Source organism: uncultured Sphingosinicella sp. (genome assembly GCF_963974575.1).
GTDB lineage: Bacteria > Pseudomonadota > Alphaproteobacteria > Sphingomonadales > Sphingomonadaceae > Sphingosinicella.
Genome location: NZ_CAXBBQ010000001.1, coordinates 69,977 through 89,870, shown reverse-complemented (window position 1 = coordinate 89,870; position 19,894 = coordinate 69,977). Strand labels below are relative to the sequence as shown.

Below are 19,894 nucleotides of genomic sequence, written 5' to 3'. Positions count from 1 at the left end.
GCGATTGTTCCAGTCTCGATCACGCGCCATATTGGCACGCGAAATTTAACAAAGCCTTCGCGCCGCAGTGCACGACCAGCCGCGCGGACCGCCTTTTGAGGAGTTTTCGATGTCGACTTACCGCGACCGGCTGGCTGCGCTGCGCCGCACGCTGGCGGAAAACCGCTACGACGGCTTCGTCGTGCCGCTCACCGACGAGCACATGAGCGAATATGTGGGCCGCTACGCGCAGCGGCTGGCGTGGCTCACAGGGTTCGAAGGTTCCGCCGCATCGGTCGTCGTGCTCGCCGGCGAAGCGGGAATTTTCGTGGACGGCCGCTATACGCTGCAGGTGCGCGACCAGGTGGACGGTACGCTCTACCAGTACCTCGGCGTGCCCAAGGTGCAGATCGCGGACTGGCTGGAGGAAAAGGTCGGGCCGGGGCAGCGCATCGGCTTTGACCCGTGGCTGCACACGCGCGGCTGGATGGAGGCGACGGGCAAGCGTCTTGCGGCGAAGGGCGCTGAGCTCGTGCCGGTCGCGGACAATCCCGTCGACCGCGTCTGGACCGATCGGCCCGCACCGTCCGCCGAACGCTTCGAGGTGCACGGTGAGGCGCTCGCGGGGAAGGTTTCCGCGGAAAAGCGCGCCGAAATCGCGTGCTGGCTGAGCGAAAAGAAGGCGGACTGCGTGGTGATCGCCGCGCTCGATTCGATCGCATGGCTGTTCAACGTGCGCGGCCGCGACGTCTCGCGCACGCCCGTCGCGCTCGCCTTCGCGATCGTTTCGGCGGACGGCAAGGCGCAGCTTTTCACCGCGCCTGCGAAGATCACGCCCGAAGTCGCCGCGCATCTGGGGCCGGATGTGGCGATCCTGCCCCCCGAGGCGTTCGTGGAGACACTGAAGGCGCTCGGCAAAGCGGGCAAGACCGTCGCGGCAGACCCGGCGACGTGCGTCGCGGCGATCTTCCAAGCGCTCGAAGCGGGCGGTGCGCGCATCATCGAGGTTCGCGACCCCTGCATCCTTGCCAAAGCGATCAAGAATCCGATCGAAATCGCGGGCGCGAAGGCCGCGCATGTGCGCGATGGCGCGGCGCTTTCAAGGTTCCTCGGCTGGTTCGATCGCGAGGCGCCCAAAGGCACGCTCGACGAGATTACCGCCGCCGAAAAGCTGGAGAATCTCCGCCGCGAATCCAACCTGCTGAAAGACCTGTCGTTCGACACGATTTCGGGCGCTGGGCCGAACGGGGCGATCGTCCACTACCGCGTTTCGCCGGAAACCAACCGCAAGGTGGAGCAGGACAGCATCTTCCTGCTCGATTCGGGCGGCCAGTATCTCGACGGCACCACCGACGTGACGCGCACAATGATCGTCGGCACGCCGAGCGCGGAGATGAAAGACCGCTTCACCCGCGTTCTGAAGGGCCATATCGCGCTTGCAACGGCGCGCTTCCCGGTCGGCACGCGCGGCACCCAGCTCGATGTGCTCGCACGCCAGTTCCTCTGGCAGGCGGGGCTCGACTACGCGCACGGCACCGGCCACGGCGTCGGCAGCTTCCTCTCGGTTCACGAAGGCCCGCAGCGCATCGCCACCTTCGGCGGCGGCGACGAGCCCCTTGCAGCGGGTATGATCGTTTCGAACGAGCCCGGCTATTACAAGACCGGCGAATACGGCATCCGCATCGAAAACCTCGTGCTGGTCGTGCCGGTCGAGGTGGAGGGCGCGGAACAATCGCTGCTCGGCTTCGAAACACTGACGCTGGCGCCGATCGACCTCCGCCTCGTCGACGTTGGGCTGCTCGGCGATGACGAACGGGCCTGGCTGAACGCCTACCACGCCCGCGTCTGCGAGACGCTGACGCCGATCGTACCCGAAGACGTGCGCGGCTGGCTCACCGAGGCGACGCGCGCGATCTAGGCTGGGTCCGGTTCCCGTTCCGGCGCGGGATTGTCCGGCGCCTGCGCCTCGGCACGGGCGGCAGCCTTCCGCCGATGTAGATTCTGCCGCAGCGCCGCGGCGAGGCGGGCCTTGCGGGCGTCGGCAGGCGTGCTGGTCATGGGCCGGTCTCTATCGGGTTTCATGCGCTTTCGCCAAGCACCTTGCTTGACAAGGCGCCGCGTGCTCGCCCATAGGACGCCGCCCGCATGAATGGCAGGCTGCCGTAGCTCAGTGGTAGAGCGCATCCTTGGTAAGGCTGAGGTCGTGAGTTCAATCCTCACCGGCAGCACCATTCAGTTTTGGATTTCCGGTGCTGAGTGTGCGGCGATCTTCGCCATCGACATCACCGGCTCGGGCTGAATTCGCCCACCGTGTAGGCATCGCCGCCCGACACCCACTGGCCGTCCTTTTTTGCGAAAACGAACAGCATGATGAAGGTGAAGGGTTTCTGGGTTTTGTCCTTCGGGAAAGCGCGGAAGTTGACCCATTCCCAGCCGGCATCCTTGCCCACATGCGTGGCGACCGGTTCCACTTTCACGTCCGCGATCTTGACGATGTTGCGATAGTCCTCGCGAAAGGCGTCGCGTCCGATGACGGGCTTGCCTTCCGGTCCGAACGTGATCGCGTCGCGCGTGTAGAAGCGGTCGACGATCGCATCCGCATCTTCTTTCGCGAAGGCCTCCTCCTTCATGCGGTACAGCGCATCCACCTGACGGCGGAACTCGGCAAGATCGGCGGCCTCGGCCTGGGGCAGGTCGCCCACCGCCGGAGCCGGTCCGGCCGCGACCGCGGGCGCCGCCGCGATGGTGGAAAGGCCCAGCGTCACGGACGCCAGCAGAGCAACAGGTTTGAACATCTTCTTCCTCTTTCCCTGGGGGATCATTTGTAGAAATCGATCGGCGCCACCCGATTTCTTTGAATCGTTTCTCGAATGGAGTCGAGTATCTATTGCCCTTAAACCCATGTCAATCACGCGGAACGGCGATTCTGGAGCGGCGCCAACCCATCAGGAATTTCGCCTACCGTGGGGCTAATCTGTCGCAAATGCTGCTGCCGACCGCATAAGCCACGCGAAAGCCAAGCGGAATAGATAGTCAATCAGAATCGAGAATCTCGATTGCCAGTCGCTCCAAGCTTTGGCACTGTGCCAGCGGTACCGGCGATGAGCCGGCCGGGAGGAACGACCGAAAATGAGCGAAAATGGGGAAGGCAAGGCCGCACCATCAGTGACACGCCGTGATTTCGTCGGCGGGACGATGATCGGCTCGGGCGCGGCGTTGTTGACCATGGCCGCGCCAAGCATGACGTCGAGCGCCGGGGCGCAGATGGTTTCCAGCCCGCTCGCGGACCTCGGCCCCGACTGGACCGGCCCCGGCGGCGTGGGGGACTATGCCGGCAAGAACGGCAACACCCACGAGGTTGTTAACGCGGCCCATGGCCATATCCGTAACGGCGACCTCGACAAGCGCGTTGCCAACGCCCCGCTGGTCGACGACCTCTATGATTTGATCATTGTCGGCGCAGGTATTTCCGGGCTCACTTCCGCCTTCGTCACCGCCCGCGACAATCCCTCCGCGAAAATCCTGATTCTCGACCAGCATGCCATCTTCGGCGGAGAGGCCAAGCAGAACGAATTCGAAGTCGATGGCTATCGCCTCACAGCGCCTCAGGGATCGACGGGCATCGTCGTTCCCTTCGCCCCGGCAGAGAAGTTCGGGTTCGGCAGCCCTTTCCTCAAGGAACTCGGCTATCCTGAGGCGTTTGTCTATCAGGAGCCGAAGAACCTGTCCCAGCCGATCCTGGTGCCGCGCGATGCCTGGGGTCCCATGCACATCTCGTGGGAGATGGCCGACACCGCCTTCTTTTATGAGGGCAAGGGTATGGTGAAGAATCCATGGCGAAACGGCTTCCGCGACGCCCCCATTCCGGAAAAGGTCAAGAAGGCGCTGGTAGACCTCGAGCTCTATCGCACCCCGCCGGTCCGCGACGACTGGGCCGAATGGCTCGACACAATGACCTACAAGGAATTCCTGCTCAACGTCTGCGAAGTGCCGGCCGACTGCATCGACGGCGTGCTCGACGTGCTCAGCCCGGTGATGGCTAGCATGGGCTGCGGCCAGGGCGGCGACGTTATTTCTGCCTATTCTGCCTATAATTATCTGATGCCGGGCGTGATCGGCTATTATCGCTACCAGCATGGCGGCGCCGACCCGACCGACATCATCTATCTGGCGACTTTCCCAGGCGGCAATACGATCGCGGCGAAGCGTTTCCTGAAGCTCGCCAAGCCGGAGGCGCTCGACGGCGACGAGAGCCTTTACGGGCTGATGGAAAGCAATGTCCGTTGGGACCAGCTCGACTTGCCGGGCCAGAAGGTGCGGCTACGCCTGTCGAGCACGGTCCTCTCTGTGGTCCATGAAGGCAAGCCCGCGAAGGCGAAGGCGGTGCGCGTCACCTATGACAAGGACGGGCAGCTGGTGAGCGCGCGCGGCAAGGCGGTGATCTGCGCGGGGCAGCAGCACGCCAATTGCCGCATCTGCCACGATGTCGACGCCACCTATCGCGCGGCGATGCAGGAGTTCCACCATGCGCCGATGCTGGTCATCAACGTGGCGCTCAGGAACTGGAAGTTTCTGGACAAGCTGGGCGTGGCGGGCGTCCGCTGGTTCGAAGGGCTCGGCTGGTGGACGAGTCTTCGCCGCAACCTCGTCGTCGACGGCCATGACCCACAGCCGCTCGATCCGAACAAGCCGGTGGTGCTCACGCAATATATCCCCTTCCTGCTGCCGGGCGTCGAATGGCCCGATCAATGCACGCAGGCGCGGATGATGCTCTTTTCCATGTCCTATGCCGATATCGAGGCGCAGGTCCGCGATCAGTTCACGAAGATGTTCGGCCCTTATGGCTTCGACGCCGATAAAGACATCGCCGGCATCATTACCAACCGACAAGGCCACGCCTACATGGTCGCCCCGCCCGGTTTCCATTTCGGCCGCGAAGGCAGGAAGGCGGGCAAGGACGTGCTGCGCGATCCCTACCATCGCATCGCCTTCAGCCATTCCGAACTGTCGGGGGCGCAGATGTGGGAGACCGCGGTGCTGGAAGGGGAGCGCGCGGCAAAACAGATCCTGGCCATGACGCTTTGAATCCGTTCGGCCACAGGGATCGTTGAACCCCCTTCTCGATCCCTGTCACCGGTCGAGGGCACCGGTTCCCTGGCAGGGGTGCCGGTGCCCCGCCCTTTTCCGAGATAAGGATCAGCGGCTGCGCTTGGACTGCAGGACAGGGGGCAGATAATTGCCGAGATAGGCGGTCGCGCCGCGAACCGCTTCATCCAGCATGTGGCGCGTGATCACGCCGTCCTCCAGCACCGACAAGGCGAAAAAAGCGTCGGCGATGACGATCGCGCGATAGAAGATGGCGACCGGTTCGGCCAGTGGGGGCAGGTGGAAACGCCCGCTCAGCGCCGTGTGGAGCTGTAAGCCGAAGCGGAAATCATCATGGCAACCGGCTTGCCGGATGTCGGGTGTCGTACGTGGGCCGAGGATAAGTTGCCGGGCCGATGCGTCGGCGTTGAAATAGTCGGCGGAGGCGGAGAGGAAGGTGCCGATGATCGCCTGCCATGAGGCGTCGGCGTCGATGACCGGCTCTCTGCTTGCCATCTCATTCGAGATCGTCCGCGCCAGTTCCTTGAAAAGCTCCCGCAGGTCTGGAAAGAAATGATAGGTCGAGCTCGATGGAATGCCCGCGGCCTCCGACACCATCGGCAGGGTGATATCGTCGATCTCGCGCTCCTGAAGCAACTCGCGCGCCGCCTGGAGCAATGCCTCCCGCCGTGCACGGCCCCGCGCCTGCGTATAACGACGAGGTTCAGGAGTAAGTGCGATCGGTTGGGGCTCGTTGATGCGGTCGTTCACTGAGATGAATTGTCCTGTTCGAACGGCTTGGGACCAACATGGTCGACGATCTTGTCAGCTGTCGTTTCCGTTATAACAGCTGCTGACTATCATGTCGTTTATGTTGCCGAGACGCCCGCGACCACCCGAAGCGACGTTTGTAAAGGCGCACTCACGCGAAAAGCATCCGCCATGTGCTGCGCGACCCTCAAGAAAGATCGCGCTTGGGGCGACAATGCGTTACGAGAGCGAGCCCATGCGAACGGCCCGTCGCGTTTGTCGCCCGGGAGATCGGAGGGGGGGCTTATCCGCGTGCGGCCGTAGCCCTAACTGACCGAAGTATCCAGTGGGGACCATGTATGAGTTTCGAAGCGTTTGCCGATCAGATCAATGCCATGGTGCTGGCCGGGACGCTGCTCACCAGACGCGCTGACGTGATCCTGCAGGCGACCGTCCAAGCGCACGTCACCGACCCGGACGCGTTCAATGCGATCGTGAAGGCCGTTTCGGACGGGCAGGTGTCGGAGGATCAGCTGCGCACGCTGACGGAGCGCGCGCCTGCCTTTGTGGATATGCTGCGTGCGGGGCTGCGACCACTGCTCGGTCCCGCGAACGAGGCGCGGCTCACCGGCCTTGCGCGTTACGGCCATATCACCACGTCCGTTCTCGATCGGGCACTCGGCAACGTGCTGCGGGCGAAAGCCGCGTAGGCTCGGCGGAAGCGGCTGCAAACGCGCAGCACGTATTGTTGCTGTTCCGTGCTGACAGGGCGCCGCCGCATCGGTATCAATCGGCGCCATGTCAGCTGCGGCTCTCGTTGCGATCGCATTGATGCTCGCGCCCACCGTGGCGACGGGCGAGCCCCCGGTCGTCCCCGACGCCGTGCTTGATGGAGACCCGGAGACGCTGGAACCCGCGCCGCCCGCCGGGCAGGCTGCGGAAAACGAGCCGGATCCCAGCCTCCTTGCGCTGCAGCCTGCAACCACGCGGCTTTTTCATGCGCTGAAAGGCGGGGCCGCGGACGAGGAGCTGGAAAAACTCGTTTCCGCGACTGTGATCGAACTCGACGTTAACTGCCCGCGCGTTCGCGAGTTTCAGGTGTTTCGCACCTCTGCACGCGCGCGCACGCTCAAGGTTAAATGCACCGAGCGGCCGCTTTATGCGATCACGGTGGGCGCGTCGGGCGAGGGATTCGTTTCGGGCGGCGACGGCACGATCGATCAGATGCGTCTTGCCGACGGCCCCATCAAGGCGGTGATGGGGCTTCGTGTCGAAGAATATCTGGCGCACGAAAAGGCTGGAGAGCGCGCGGGGCAAAGCCCGCAGGATCAGGACGAGGCGCTGCCGGATGATGCGCTCGCCACGCCGCGCGAGGTGGAAACGCACGAGGGGCGGCAGTGGCTCGCGGGCCTCGCAATGGGTGTCGGTCTTGCGGCTGGCGCCGCGGTGCTCTGGCTTGTGGTGCGCGAGCGGCGGCGGCAGCGTCGCACCTATTCGCGCTGGCGCGGCCTGGACAGCGCCGCGAAGGACCAACTCGTCGAGGAGTCCGAAGAGGTTTATCCCAATCTCTATCGGCACCCCGAGGGCGTGTTTATCGCCCGTGGACGGCGCGGCAAGCGCCGGCTGTTTTCTTCGCTCGTGCTCGCCTATCTTTATGCGAGCCGGAGCATCAAGCTGTTCGAAATCCGCTGAACGTGACGGACGCTGTGGTCGTGCAGGTGGATGCGCGCGGAATGCGCTGCCCGCTGCCCGTGCTGCGACTGGCGCGGGCGCTCCGCGAATATCCCGACGCTGCCGAGTTCAATCTCGTCGCCGACGATCCTGCCGCGGCGCGCGATGTGCCTGCATTCGCCAACGAGCAAGGCATCGCGGCGGAGGAAACGGGGCCGCTCAGATGGCGCATCAGGCGGGCGGTGCCGGGCCGATCTGCTCCCACAGCTCGAGCTTGATGCCGTTGGGGTCGATCACCCACGCGAACTTGCCATAGTCCTCGTCCTTGCGTTCGACGGGAACGCCGTGTGCCTCGAGATGGGTCTGCAGCCCGTCGAGGTCGTCGACGCGCAGATTGATCATGATGCCGTGGGGCGAGGGATCGAGGTAGGTCGTTTCGGCCTTGAACGCGCTGAAGATCGAAAAAGCCTCGTCACCGGCGTCGGCGTAGCGGAACACGCCCCCGAAATCGCCCATGTCGACGCCCAGATGGTCGCGATACCAGGCCTGCGTCGCGGCGACGTCCGTCGCCTTGAAAAACACGCCGCCGATCCCTGTCACCTTCGCCATTTGCGCCGCCTCCTGATTCGTGCAGCATAACGCAAAACAGGGAGGACCGGGATGATGCGCCTTTGGATCGTGGCGGCGCTCGCGGCCGCGCAACCCGCGGCGGCGGAAGCACCGAGCGCGGCGACGAAAGCTGCGAACAGTGCGGTGGCGGCGGCCTTGCCGTTCGGCGATACCGAGGACTTCGACTTTGCGGGGCGCGGTCTTCTCGCCCGGCCGGACGCCGATGTGCTGGGGGCAGATGGCCGCGTGATCCGGTCGTTCGCCGACGATGCGAAAATGGCCGGAGCGGTGCCCGATACGGTAAACCCAAGCCTGTGGCGGAACGCGCAGCTGGTGAGCGGGTCCGGCCTTTTCGCGGTGGTGCCCGGCATCTGGCAGGTCCGCGGCTTCGACCTTGCGAACATGACGCTGATCCGGGGCAAGACCGGCCTCATCGTCGTCGATCCGCTGACGACCGTGGAAACCGCGCGCGCCGCGATCGCGCTTGCGCGCCAACACCTCGGCGACCTGCCCGTGACGGCGGTGATCTACACGCACAGCCACATCGACCACTTCGGCGGGGTGCGGGGCATCGTGGACGAGGCGGACGTGAAGGCGGGGAAGGTGCGGATTTATGCGCCTGACGGGTTCATGGAACATGCCATCTCGGAGAACGTGATCGCGGGGGCTGCGATGAGCCGGCGGGCGGCATTCATGTTCGGCAGCGCGCTGGAGCGGGGGACGGAGGGGATCGTTTCGGCGGGCCTCGGCCCGGTGGTGGCCGGGGGGACTTACAGCCTGATCGCGCCGACCGATACGGTGCGGGTGGGGGCTGAGACGACGCAGGTGGATGGGGTGCGGTTCGAATTCCAGCTGACGCCCGGCACCGAAGCGCCTGCCGAGATGAACTTCTACCTGCCGGAGTTGCGCGCGCTCTGCCTTGCCGAGAACGCGAACGGCGCGATGCACAACGTGCTGACGCCGCGCGGCGCGCTGGTACGCGATGCGAAGGTGTGGGCGGATTACCTGACCGAAGCGCTCACGCGGTTCGGGCCGAAAAGCGACGTCCTGTTCACCTCGCACTTCTGGCCGCGCTGGGGCGGCGAAACGCTGCGGCGCACCATTGCGCTGCACCGCGACGCCTATAAATACCTGCACGACCAGAGCGTGCGCATGATGAACGCGGGGCTGAATGGCGACGAGATCGCCGAAGCGATGCAGCTTCCGCCGGAGCTTGGGCAGGCCTGGTTCAACCGGCCCCACTACGGCTCCCTCAAGTTCAACGCCCGCGCCGTCTATCAGCGCTACATGGGCCACTACGACGGCAACCCCGCGCACCTTGATCCGTTGCCCGATGTGGAGCGCGGCAAACGCATCGTCGCGGCGATGGGCGGCGCCAAAAAGGTGCTCGGCGAGGCCGCGAAGGCACGAAATGCGGGCGACGAGCGCTGGGCGGCGGAACTCCTCTCCCACCTCGTGATGGCGGAGCCCGCGAACGCCCGCGCACGCGACATGCTCGCCGCGAGCTTCGAGCAGATGGCATGGCAGACGGAAACCGCGCCGTGGCGCAACATCTACCTGTCCGGCGCGCGCGAGTTGCGCGGGCTCGCGACGAGCGGCGGCGGCGCGGACACGTCTGAAATCGCGATGTCGACGCCGCTTGCCGACCTGCTCGACCTGATGGCGGTGCGCCTGTCGCCCGAAAAGGCAGCGGGCGCCGAGCTTTCGATCGGTATCATCCTCCCCGATAGCGGCGAGCGGCGGCTGGTGAGCGTGCGGAACCGCGTGCTCGTGCATCAGCCGTGGAGCGAAGGCGCGGCCCCGGCGGTGACGCTCACCAGCCCGCGCCGCGTGTTCCTCGGCCTCGTCGGCGGGCAGGTGAAGGCGGCGGAGGCCGTGCAGAAAGGGATTCTGCGCATCGATGGGGATGCGGCGCAATTACAACGCTTTACCGGCCTTTTCGAGCCGCCGCCGGCGAGCTTCGGCCTTGCCCTGCCATAACGATCGTAACCCCTCGGCAAGCATCAGCGGAAACCAAAACTTTACCCCCGTGCCCGACAATCCTCGCGCAGAATAAGGTAAGGATCGCGCGCGTGGAAAAGCTGGACATCACCGACCCCGGTTTGCCGGTGGTCGACATCGAGGTCTTCGAGAAGACGCGTGCCACCATGGGTGCGGGATTCATCAAGATCATCACCTATTTCGGGGAAGACGGCGCCAAGGCCGTCGCCGAGATCGAGGCCGCGCAGCGCGAGGGCAATGCCGCGCGCATGGTGATGCCCGCGCACACGATGAAATCGGAAGCCCGCCAGTTCGGCGCGATGACGCTGGGCGAGCTGACCGAACGCATCGAAATGGGGGCACGTCGCTGCGTGGAGCACCAGGAAAAGCCCGACGAACTGCTCGTGCTCGTCGCAGGGCTGAAACCGCTGTTCCGCCGCACCATGGAGGTGCTGGAGCGGGAGACGAACCCGCTCGTGCAGCGCCGCGGCGAGATGCGCAGCGCGGCGGGCAACCAGAGCTTCGGGCGCATCTGACCGCGAGACGCACCAACCCGTGCGTGTTAATCTGCAAGCGATGGGGGAACAGGGCATGATCCGGTCGACGCTGCTCTGCGCTGCGCTTTTGCTCGTGGCCACGCCTGCGATGGCCGAGGGGCCTTCGTGCGACACATCCGTCCGCGTGCGCGGTTGCCGCGCCGAATTGCTGACCGAGGGCAGCACGCTCACCATCCGCACCGCGACCGAGCAGTGCGCGGTGGTGGACTGGACGCTGGACGGCGCACCGCGCTCCACCGTGGTGACGGACGGCCAGGTGAAGGTCGATCTCGGTGCGCCGGGAGGCACGACCGTGCTCAAGCAGTGCGGCATCGTGAAAGACCTGCGCGGCGTCGCGGCGCGCGAGTTCGGCACCAGCGATGCAAGCGTGATCGGCAAGCCCCCCGAAGGCGCCCGCGAAACCATAGCCTGCAAGACCTTGCGCGAAGCCGCGCTGGCGGCGCAGCAGCGCGCGGCGGCGGTCTCCAATTTCGATACGCGCAAGGCCTATCCCGACAAGCAGACCGCCTGCACCGAAATGCTGGCGAACTTCGACGCGCTGAACGCCGTGCTGCCGACGTTCATGGATGCGGCGGTGAACTATGCCCGCCAATGCCAGCCCCCCGGCCGCGCCGACGCGCTGCGCACCGAATTCTCCCGCCGCGAGAGCGCCACGCGCGCGCAGCACGAGAAGGTGCGGCGGGCGTGCGTCAACGGCCGCTAGCCGCCACACCCTCGGGCCAAGGTTTTCTTCTGCGATCAAGGCGTTATGCTCTGCCCACATTCAGGGCAGGGGAAGTGACATGCACTATCGGCGATTTGCCGCGATCATCGCGGCGGGCTTGGTTCTGGCAGGTGCAGCGAGCGGCGTGGCAAGTGCGGACACCGTGCGTGCGCGCGATCTTGGCGTGCCGTTCGCTGGGAAGCCGGGGGCGAACAATGCGATCACCGACGTTGCGGGTGTGGAGGTCGGCTACGTCAGCCTGATCTCGGGCGAGGGCAAGCTCGAACGCGGCAAGGGGCCAGTGCGCACGGGCGTGACCGCCGTGCTGCCGCGCGGCAAAGATTCGCGCACGCCGGTGTACGCGGGCTGGGAAACCAGCAACGCCGCCGGTGAGATGACCGGTACGGTGTGGATGGAGGAGCGCGGCTATTTCGACGGGCCGGTGATGATCACCAACACGCACAGCGTCGGGGTAGTGCGCGACGCGGTGGTGGGGTGGCTCGCCGACGTGAAATGGCCGGGCGCATGGTTCACGCCCGTGGTGGCCGAAACCTACGACGGCATGCTGAACGATATCAACGGCTTCCACGTGAAGCCCGAGCACGCGCTGCGCGCGATCCAGACCGCAGCATCCGGCCCGGTGGCCGAGGGCAATGTCGGCGGCGGCGTCGGCATGCAGTGCTTCGGCTTCAAGGGCGGCACGGGAACGGCCTCGCGCGTGGTCGAAATGGACGGCAAGAGCTACACGGTCGGCGTGCTCGTGCAGTGCAACTTCGGCATGCGGCCGTGGCTGCGCGTGGCGGGCGCCCCGGTGGGCGAGGAACTCGCGGACAAGTACCTGCCCGAAACACGCGGGACGCAAACGGCGGCGGCGACGAACAACGCGGTCGCGCCGGGTGACGGCTCGATCATCGTGGTGATGGCGACGGACGCACCGATGCTGCCGCATCAGCTGAAGCGCCTCGCCAAGCGCGCGGCGGCGGGCATGGGCCGCATGGGCGACGCGGGCAGCAACGGTTCGGGCGACATCTTCGTCGCCTTCTCGACCGCGAACGCAAATGTGCAGAGCGTGGGCGGCAACGTGATCAGCGTCGAAACGATGCCGAACGACAAGCTGACGCTGATCTTCGAGGCGGCGACGCAGGCGACCGAAGAGGCGATCACCAACGTGCTGGTGGCGGCAGAGACGCTGACCGGCGTCGACGGCTACACCATCCAGCGCCTGCCGCATGCGGAGCTGCGGGCGATTTTAAAGAAGTATGGGCGGTTGGCTGCCGCGAAGTGAGGCGTCACGCAGGCGCAGGCTTCACGGTGCGGCGATGGTGACGTCGGCGAACCAGACGGCCTTCCAGCGGTCGACCTTTTCCTCTCTGCCAAGGCGTTGAGGAGAGGCCGGCTGCGCGGCCGCGAACGTGGGGCCAGCGTCCAGAGCGCGGACGTTGGCCACGCCGAGCAACGTATCGCCTTCGCGATAGACAGCGCCGACGAGAACACCGCAGTCGCGGCAGACGAGCATTTCAGCCGCGCCGCTGCCTTGCCTGTACCGTCCTAGAAGCTGCGGATCGCGGACCTTGATCTCGAGCCTGCCGTCAGGATCCGAAACATAGGATGCGCCGTGCTTGCAGCAGAAATCGCAATCGCAAACGCGCGGCACGTAGTCTCCCGCCGAAGCGGTGAGCGCGACCGCAAGGCCCAGATTGCCGCAATGACAGCCACCGGCCAGCGTTTCCATCCTACGCCTCCTTTCGGGCGTGATGCGCTGTTTAGACGGCGCTATCCCGCCCCATCAGCGTCGGGAAGAAGCCCTCATAAGCGTCGCGGAGTGCGGCGAGGCTGACGGAGGCGCTGCCCACGGTGACGGCATCGCCGCCCGTCGTGCCGATGCGCTTCACCGGCACTGCGGCGCCATCCAGCGCGCCTTCGGGCGCCGTGACGACGTAGAGGCCCTGGTCCTCGCCGAAGGCTTCGGCGGTGGTGAGGGCGTCGAGTGTCGCGCCGGTGCGGCCCGCGAGCGCCATTTCGGCGATGGTGACGAGGAGGCCGCCGTCGGAGATGTCGTGGACGGCGGTTGCCTTGCCCTCTGCGATCAGCTTGCGGACGTATTCGCCTGCCTTGCGCTCGGCATCGAGGTCCACCGGGGGCGGCGGGCCGTCTTCGCGGCCGTGGATTTCGCGGAGCCAGATCGACTGGCCGAGGTGGCCTTCAGCGCGCGTGCCGACGAGCCAGATCGGCTCGCCCGCGGCCTTGAAGGCGATGGTGGCGCTGCTGGTGTAATCCTTGAGCAGGCCGACGCCGCCGATGGCGGGGGTGGGCAGGATGCCGACGCCGTTCGTTTCGTTGTAGAGGCTGACGTTGCCCGAGACGACGGGGAAGTCGAGCGCCTTCGACGCCGCGCCCATGCCCGAGACGCAGCCGACGAACTGGCCCATGATCTCGGGGCGCTGCGGATTGCCGAAGTTGAGGCAGTTGGTGATGGCGAGCGGCGTCGCGCCGACCGCCGAGAGGTTGCGATAGGCTTCGGCGACCGCCTGCTTGCCGCCTTCGAACGGGTCCGCGAAGCAGTAGCGCGGCGTGCAGTCCGTGGTGATGGCGAGGCCCTTCTGGGTGCCGTGCACGCGCACGACGGCGCTGTCGCCGCCGGGGCGCTGGACGGTGTCGGCGCCGACCATGTGGTCGTACTGCTCCCACACCCAGCGGCGGCTGGCGATGTCCGGCGAGCCGATGAGCTTGATGAGATCGGTAGCGAGGTCCGCGCTTTCGGGAACGTTCGTCAGCGGCGCGCGCTTCGGCGTCTCGACGTGCGGACGGTCGTAGAGCGGGGCGTTGTCCGCAAGCGGGGCGAGCGGGATGTCGGCGGCGGTCTGCCCCTCAAATTTCAGGACCAGGCGGCCGGTTTCCGTGACAGTGCCGATCACCGCGAAATCGAGTTCCCACTTGCGGAAGATCGCCTCAGCCTCGGCCTCGCGGCCCGGCTTCAGGATCATGAGCATCCGCTCCTGGCTTTCGGAAAGCATCATCTCATAAGGGATCATGCCGGTTTCGCGGCAGGGCACGGCGTCGAGGTTGAGCTCAAGGCCGACGCCGCCCTTCGAGGCCATCTCGACCGACGAGGAGGTGAGGCCTGCGGCGCCCATGTCCTGAATCGCGACGATGGCGTCTGATGCCATGAGTTCGAGGCAGGCTTCGATGAGCAGCTTTTCGGTGAAGGGATCGCCGACTTGAACGGTGGGGCGCTTCTCTTCCGAATCGTCGGTGAATTCGGCGCTCGCCATCGTGGCGCCGTGGATGCCGTCGCGGCCGGTCTTGGAGCCGACGTAGACCACCGGATTGCCGATACCGGCGGCGGCCGAATAGAAGATCTTGTCGGTCTTCGCGACGCCCACCGTCATGGCGTTCACAAGGATGTTGCCGTTGTAGGCCGGGTGGAAGTTCACCTCGCCGCCCACGGTGGGCACGCCCACGCAGTTGCCGTAACCGCCGATGCCGTGGACGACGCCCGCGACGAGGTGGCGCGTCTTGGCGTGATCGGGTGCACCGAAGCGCAGCGCGTTCAGGTTCGCGACCGGGCGCGCGCCCATGGTGAAGACGTCGCGCAATATGCCGCCGACGCCCGTCGCCGCGCCCTGATAGGGCTCGATGAACGAGGGGTGGTTGTGGCTCTCCATCTTGAAGATGGCGGCGTCGCCGTCGCCGATGTCGATGATGCCCGCGTTCTCGCCAGGGCCGCAGATCACCCACGGCGCCTCGGTGGGCAGCGTCTTCAGGTGGATGCGGCTCGATTTGTAGGAGCAGTGCTCCGACCACATCACCGAGAAGATGCCAAGCTCGGTGCGGTTGGGCGTGCGGCCCATCGCAGCGAGGATGGTTTCGTACTCGTCTGGCGTCAGGCCGTGCTCGGCGACGATCTCGGGCGTGATGATATCGGTCATGGCCGCGCTCATAGCGAGGCGGCGCGCGCGGTTCCAGCGCCTATTCGTGGAACTCCGCCATGTCGGGGATGCGGTGGAAGGCGATCTTCGCGCCGACCTGGTCGATGCGGCCGCCGATCAGCGGCCCGAGCGTGACGGCGTTGCGGCCGAACTTCGCGTTCGCCTTGTCCATCGCCTCGCTGAGGCGGAGGCCGCGCGCCTCGCGGGCGAGCGCGTGGTCGATGTCGTCGCGATCGAAGAGGGCGCCCTGTTCGTGGCCGGCGGGCGCGATCTCTGCGAGCGTGACGCCGACCATGCGGATGCGCTGCTTCTGCGCCGCGAGGCGGGGCCAGAGCGCTTCGAGCGTGCGCAGGAAGCTGAAACTGTCCTGCGTCATCGGCAGGCGCTGGTGCGCGGCGAACTTGCCGCCGTCCTCGAGCCGGGCGTGGAGCAGCAGGCTGCGCGCGGCATAGCCTTCGCGGCGCAGACGGCTCGCGGCCTTCAGGCAAAGGCGCCGGGCGGTGGCGAGCGCGGCGACGGGATCGCGCTTCGCGGGAGAGAGCACCTGGCTGTGGCCGATCGAGCGGTGCTGCGTTTCCACGTCCGGCACCTCGTGGCCAGTGAGTGTCCACCATAGCCGGTCGCCGTTCACCGCGCCCCATGCCTCTCCAGCGCGCTTCGGGCCGCGCGTGATGAGGTCGCGGATCGTGAGCACGCCCTTTATGGCGAGGCGCCGTTCCATCTTGCGGCCGATGCCGGGGATGTCGGTGAGTTTGAGGGCGTAGAGCCGCTCCGGCAGCTCGTGTGCCTCGATAACAGTAAGGCCGTCGGGCTTGTGCATGTCGCAGGCGATCTTGGCGACGAGGCGCGTCGGCGCGACGCCGATCGAGCATTTGAGATATTCGCCGACGTTCGCGGCGATGCCCGCCTTGATGCGCCGCGCGAGATCGCGGACGAACGCCGGGTCGTTCTCATTGTCCATCAGGCGGCAGGCGACCTCGTCGATCGAGCAGACCTTTGTGACGGGGATGTGCCGGTCCACCTCCGCGATGATGCGGTTATGGTATTCGACATAGGCGCTGTGGCGCGCGGGGGCGACGATGAGGTCGCGGCAAAGGCGCTTCGCTTCCCAGATCGGCGTGCCGGTGCGGATGCCGAAGGCCTTTGCTTCATAGCTCGCGGCGATGGCGCTTGTCGTGTCCGTATCCACCGGCGCGACGACGACGGGCTTACCGCGCAGTGCCGGCTGCAACTGCTGCTCGACACTGGCGAAATAGCTGTTCAGATCGAGAAACAGCCAGCGGAGCAGCGAATCGGGGCGCATGAGCGGGAGTGTAGCGCATGGAGAACAAACTGTGAACAACGCGCATGCGCCCCGCGCCGTGGAGGCGGAGTCGCTGCACGGGCGGCCGCTGCGCTACTTCGATTTCGTGATGGCGGCGTTCGTCACCATCCTTCTGCTGTCGAACGTGCTCGGCGCGGGGAAGGTGGCGGTGGTCGACCTCCCCGGCATCGGCGACTGGCCGTTCGGCGCGGGCATATTGTTCTTCCCCGTGGGCTACGTGCTCGGCGACGTGCTCACGGAGGTTTACGGCTACGCGCGGGCGCGGCGCTGCATCTGGGCGGGGTTCGCCGCGCTCATTTTCATGGCGTTCATGGCGTGGGTGGTGGTGGCGCTGCCGCCCGCCGCCGACTGGACCGGACAGGCGAGCTATGAGGCGGTGTTCGGGCAGGTGCCGCGCATCGTCTTCGCCAGCATCGTCGCCTTCTGGGCGGGCGAGTTCACCAACTCCTACGTGATGGCAAAGATGAAGGTGTGGACGGGGGGCAAGCACCTGTGGATGCGCACCATCGGCAGCACCGTGGCGGGACAGGGCGTCGACAGCCTGATCTTCTATCCGCTCGCTTTCCTCGGCGCGGCGGGCTGGACGAACGACCTTGTGCTGAAGGTGCTCATCACGCAGTGGGTGCTGAAAGTGAGCTGGGAAGCGATCCTGACGCCCGTAACCTATGCGGTGGTCGGCTTCCTGAAGCGGCGCGAAGGTCTCGACGTCTACGACCGCAAGACCGATTTCACGCCCTTCAAGGCGAGCGTGTAGCACCGGCACAGGGAGAGTTTTACGGTGTCGAAACCCAAGGCCACGCGTCAGCCCGCAGCGTATTACAGGCTGCCGGAGAACAGCATCGGCTATCTTTCGCGCGTGATGTTCCGCTCGTTTTCGCGCGCGCTCGAGCGGCGCACGCTGGAGCATGGCGTCTCCGCGGGGCAGTGGCGCTTCCTGCGCCAGCTCTGGCTTGAGGACGGCATTACGCAGCGCGAACTCAGCGCGCGCGTCGGGATGCGTGAGCCGACCACGGTGGTTGCGCTGAAAAGCCTTGAGGCGGCAGGGCTGGTGCGGCGCGAGAAGTGCAAGATCGATCGCCGCAAGATCTATATTCACCTCACGGACCATGCGAAGGCGCTTGAAGACGTGCTCGTGCCGATGAACGCGGAGGTGCATGATCTCGCGACGGCGGGGCTATCCGACGCGGAGGTGGACGCGCTGCAATCGCTGCTGCGCCGTGTGATCGCCAATCTGGCCGAGGAAGCGAAGGACGCGCCGACGTTGAGCGACGTGAGAGCTTAGCGCCGAAGCTTCGCGAAAACGGGTGAAAGGACGCCTCTGCGCCGTGCAAGACGAAACCGTTATCGAACACCTGCGCGCCTGCGGACTTGTCGCCCGCGGGGAGGTCCCCCGGATGACGCCGCTCTCGGGCGGCGTATCGTGCGACGTGTGGCGCGTCGATACCGCGGCCGGGCCGATCGCCGTGAAGCGTGCGCTGCCCAAGCTGCGCGTGCAGGCGGACTGGTTCGCGCCCGTCGAGCGCGCCGAGAGCGAGGTGCGCTGGCTGCGCCGCGTCGGCGCGTTCGCACCCGGAATCGTCCCCACGATCGTTGCCGAAGTGCCCGAAGAGCACCTCTTCGCGATGCGCTTTCTGGAGCCGGCGCAGCACCCGGTCTGGAAGGACGAACTCATCGCCGGGCGTGTCGATCCGGGCTTCGCCGCGAAGGTCGGCGAAGCGCTCGTCGGCATTCATGCCGCGACCGCAAACGACCCCGCGATCGCGGCCGATTTCGATACGGGCGCGATGTTTCATGCGCTGCGCGTCGAGCCCTTCCTGCTCCACGTCGCGCAGCATGATGCGGAGGTCGCGCCGCGCCCCAGGGCGTTCGCGGCCGACCTCGAAGCGCGGCATGTCGCGCTCGTCCACGGCGATGTCAGTCCGAAGAACATCCTCGTCGGACCCGGCGGCCCCGTGTTCCTGGATGCCGAATGCGCGGTGTATGGTGATCCGGCATTCGACCTTGCGTTCTGCACCACGCATCTTCTGCTGAAGGCGGTGTGGCTGAGGCCGCACGCCGCCACGCTGACAGCGTCCGCCACGCAAATGGCGGAGGCCTATCGTGCGGGCATCGTCTGGGAGGATGCTGAGGCGCTGATGCGGCGCGCAGGGGCGCTCACGGCGGCGCTGCTGCTGGCGCGCGTCGACGGCAAGTCACCCGCGCCGTATCTGACGGACGAGCCGGACCGCACCGAGATTCGCACGCGCGCGAAGCGCCTGCTCACGGGGGCGGACGCAGATCTGTATGCAGGCTTGGAAACGCTGATCGCGGGTTGGCCGGGCAGCCGCACGAGCGGGGATCAGTAGCCGAAGAGCTTGCCGACGCTGGAACCCGCGACGATCGCACCGACGGTTTCCTGCGCCTCGGCGCTCAGTTCCTGCCGCCATTTCGCGGCGGACTTTGCTGGGTTCTGGTTGAGACTGAAATAGCGGTCGCCGGTGCCGTCGAAGCCGCGCAGACGATCGAAATAGGCCTGCACCTGCGCCGGGCGGTCGAGCCCCGCCCAGTCGAACATCGACGCGGCCTCAGGATCGAGGTTCGCCGCGAGCCGGTCGTAGACGAGCGTGTAGACGTTGGGGAGCCCGGCGACCTCGCTGTGGACCCACTCATTCGTGATGAGCCAATCCCACGCCAGCTTCTCGATATCCGTCATCGCATCGGCGCGTGCCTTGTCGAGCCCGGCGGCGCGGGCGGGCGGCAGCGCCAGCACATCCGAATAGAGCGTCGCGGCGCCCATCTTGCCGAGCTCCGCACCGCGCAGCTTCGAGGAAACGACGCCGCAGGGGTGGCGCACGATATAGATGAACTTCACGCCGGGGAGCGCGCGCGCGAAGACGGGAAGGCGCGGGATCGAATCGACCGACTTCATCACGAGGTACGGCGTTTCGCCCGTGTTCGTGAGATCGGGGACCTGAAGGTTGCGGCTGCGGCCCACGGCGGGGAGAACGGCATCGACCGCGCGCAGTGCGCGGACGATCGCGGCGCGCGCCTGATCGGCGATGCCGCTGCGGTAGCTTTTGGGAAACAGCGTCGGGGTGTGAACGGTGCGCAGCGAGCGGTTGTGCGCCAGCCGCTCGAAATAGTCGCGTGTGATCCGATCGATATCGGCCGGAAGCGCGCCATAGGGCACGAACGGCAGCCGCGGTTCCTTTTCGATGACGTCCGGCTCGTGGAGGTAGAGCGTGCGCGGGTGCGAATCGAACAGCGAGCCGACCCAGGTCGTGCCGGATCGCGGGCTGCCGAAGATCATCAGCGGGCCGGCCATGTC

At 66.2% G+C, this 19,894-nt stretch carries 20 protein-coding genes and 1 tRNA gene; 13 read left to right on the top strand and 8 right to left on the bottom strand.

The window, feature by feature from the left end; translation table 11 throughout:
• The first annotated feature begins 109 nt into the window (after positions 1–109).
• Complete coding sequence (locus tag AAC014_RS00490; protein ID WP_339702789.1) at positions 110–1,897, top strand: aminopeptidase P family protein; 1,788 nt, start codon at positions 110–112, stop codon at positions 1,895–1,897.
• Here AAC014_RS00490 and AAC014_RS00485 read toward each other — a convergent pair.
• The gene (locus AAC014_RS00485) at positions 1,894–2,037 is read right to left on the bottom strand and encodes a hypothetical protein (RefSeq protein ID WP_339702786.1); all 144 of its coding nucleotides are present in this window, start codon (positions 2,035–2,037) and stop codon (positions 1,894–1,896) included. The genes AAC014_RS00490 and AAC014_RS00485 overlap by 4 nt on opposite strands.
• Before the next feature lie 98 nt (positions 2,038–2,135).
• Here AAC014_RS00485 and AAC014_RS00480 point away from each other — a divergent pair.
• Positions 2,136–2,210 (top strand) — tRNA-Thr (locus AAC014_RS00480).
• 51 nt (positions 2,211–2,261) lie between these two features.
• On the opposite strand, the gene AAC014_RS00475 is transcribed toward AAC014_RS00480, so the two are convergent.
• Positions 2,262–2,774, bottom strand: coding sequence for a nuclear transport factor 2 family protein (locus AAC014_RS00475; protein WP_339702783.1), 513 nt, complete (start codon positions 2,772–2,774; stop codon positions 2,262–2,264).
• A gap of 334 nt (positions 2,775–3,108) precedes the next feature.
• Between AAC014_RS00475 and AAC014_RS00470 the strand changes: the two genes are divergently transcribed.
• The gene (locus AAC014_RS00470) at positions 3,109–5,064 is read left to right on the top strand and encodes an NAD(P)-binding protein (protein WP_339702780.1); all 1,956 of its coding nucleotides are present in this window, start codon (positions 3,109–3,111) and stop codon (positions 5,062–5,064) included.
• Positions 5,065–5,175: 111 nt separating this feature from the next.
• Here AAC014_RS00470 and AAC014_RS00465 read toward each other — a convergent pair whose 3' ends face one another.
• Complete coding sequence (locus AAC014_RS00465) at positions 5,176–5,835, bottom strand: TetR/AcrR family transcriptional regulator (protein ID WP_339702777.1); 660 nt, start codon at positions 5,833–5,835, stop codon at positions 5,176–5,178.
• Positions 5,836–6,173: 338 nt separating this feature from the next.
• On the opposite strand from AAC014_RS00465, the gene AAC014_RS00460 reads away from it, so the two are divergent.
• The 3 genes from AAC014_RS00460 (at position 6,174) to AAC014_RS00450 (ending at position 7,763) form a co-directional block, all read left to right on the top strand.
• A complete protein-coding gene (locus tag AAC014_RS00460; protein WP_339702774.1) occupies positions 6,174–6,524 on the top strand; it encodes a hypothetical protein in 351 nt (116 codons plus the stop codon).
• 88 nt (positions 6,525–6,612) lie between these two features.
• A complete protein-coding gene (locus tag AAC014_RS00455) occupies positions 6,613–7,506 on the top strand; it encodes a hypothetical protein (protein WP_339702771.1) in 894 nt (297 codons plus the stop codon).
• A gap of 2 nt (positions 7,507–7,508) precedes the next feature.
• Positions 7,509–7,763, top strand: coding sequence for a sulfurtransferase TusA family protein (locus tag AAC014_RS00450; RefSeq protein WP_339702768.1), 255 nt, complete (start codon positions 7,509–7,511; stop codon positions 7,761–7,763).
• Here the strand turns inward: AAC014_RS00450 and AAC014_RS00445 are convergent.
• On the bottom strand, positions 7,717–8,094 hold the full coding sequence (locus tag AAC014_RS00445; RefSeq protein WP_339702765.1) for a VOC family protein: 378 nt from the start codon (positions 8,092–8,094) through the stop codon (positions 7,717–7,719). The two genes, AAC014_RS00450 and AAC014_RS00445, sit on opposite strands and share 47 nt — an antisense overlap.
• 51 nt (positions 8,095–8,145) lie before the next feature.
• On the opposite strand from AAC014_RS00445, the gene AAC014_RS00440 reads away from it, so the two are divergent.
• The 4 genes from AAC014_RS00440 to AAC014_RS00425 all read left to right on the top strand — a co-directional run bounded on the left by AAC014_RS00440 (position 8,146) and on the right by AAC014_RS00425 (position 12,619).
• Entirely contained in the window at positions 8,146–10,074 is a 1,929-nt protein-coding gene (locus AAC014_RS00440) for an alkyl sulfatase dimerization domain-containing protein (RefSeq protein WP_339702762.1), read from the top strand.
• Positions 10,075–10,166: 92 nt separating this feature from the next.
• The gene (locus AAC014_RS00435) at positions 10,167–10,610 is read left to right on the top strand and encodes an Hpt domain-containing protein (protein ID WP_339702759.1); all 444 of its coding nucleotides are present in this window, start codon (positions 10,167–10,169) and stop codon (positions 10,608–10,610) included.
• Positions 10,611–10,665: 55 nt separating this feature from the next.
• Positions 10,666–11,334: a hypothetical protein gene (locus tag AAC014_RS00430; RefSeq protein ID WP_339702756.1), complete on the top strand. Its 669-nt coding sequence runs from the start codon at positions 10,666–10,668 to the stop codon at positions 11,332–11,334.
• Between the two features lie 79 nt (positions 11,335–11,413).
• On the top strand, positions 11,414–12,619 hold the full coding sequence (locus AAC014_RS00425; RefSeq protein ID WP_339702753.1) for a P1 family peptidase: 1,206 nt from the start codon (positions 11,414–11,416) through the stop codon (positions 12,617–12,619).
• Positions 12,620–12,640: 21 nt separating this feature from the next.
• Here the strand turns inward: AAC014_RS00425 and AAC014_RS00420 are convergent, their stop codons facing one another.
• From AAC014_RS00420 to AAC014_RS00410, 3 genes are read right to left on the bottom strand one after another with little or no spacing between them, the layout of a single operon-like run.
• A complete protein-coding gene (locus tag AAC014_RS00420) occupies positions 12,641–13,066 on the bottom strand; it encodes a hypothetical protein (RefSeq protein ID WP_339702750.1) in 426 nt (141 codons plus the stop codon).
• Between the two features lie 31 nt (positions 13,067–13,097).
• On the bottom strand, positions 13,098–15,275 hold the full coding sequence (gene purL, locus AAC014_RS00415) for a phosphoribosylformylglycinamidine synthase subunit PurL (RefSeq protein ID WP_339702747.1): 2,178 nt from the start codon (positions 15,273–15,275) through the stop codon (positions 13,098–13,100).
• 28 nt (positions 15,276–15,303) lie between these two features.
• Complete coding sequence (locus AAC014_RS00410; protein ID WP_339702744.1) at positions 15,304–16,566, bottom strand: type VI secretion protein ImpB; 1,263 nt, start codon at positions 16,564–16,566, stop codon at positions 15,304–15,306.
• A 31-nt stretch (positions 16,567–16,597) separates the two neighbouring features.
• Between AAC014_RS00410 and AAC014_RS00405 the strand changes: the two genes are divergently transcribed.
• From AAC014_RS00405 to AAC014_RS00395, 3 genes are read left to right on the top strand one after another with little or no spacing between them, the layout of a single operon-like run.
• Complete coding sequence (locus tag AAC014_RS00405; protein ID WP_339702741.1) at positions 16,598–17,341, top strand: queuosine precursor transporter; 744 nt, start codon at positions 16,598–16,600, stop codon at positions 17,339–17,341.
• A gap of 24 nt (positions 17,342–17,365) precedes the next feature.
• Positions 17,366–17,869, top strand: a complete 504-nt coding sequence (locus AAC014_RS00400; RefSeq protein ID WP_339702738.1) for a MarR family transcriptional regulator — start codon at positions 17,366–17,368, stop codon at positions 17,867–17,869.
• Positions 17,870–17,912: 43 nt separating this feature from the next.
• Entirely contained in the window at positions 17,913–18,932 is a 1,020-nt protein-coding gene (locus tag AAC014_RS00395; protein WP_339702734.1) for an aminoglycoside phosphotransferase family protein, read from the top strand.
• Here the strand turns inward: AAC014_RS00395 and AAC014_RS00390 are convergent.
• A complete protein-coding gene (locus AAC014_RS00390; RefSeq protein ID WP_339702731.1) occupies positions 18,926–19,891 on the bottom strand; it encodes a sulfotransferase in 966 nt (321 codons plus the stop codon). The genes AAC014_RS00395 and AAC014_RS00390 overlap by 7 nt on opposite strands.
• Positions 19,892–19,894 lie beyond the last annotated feature (3 nt).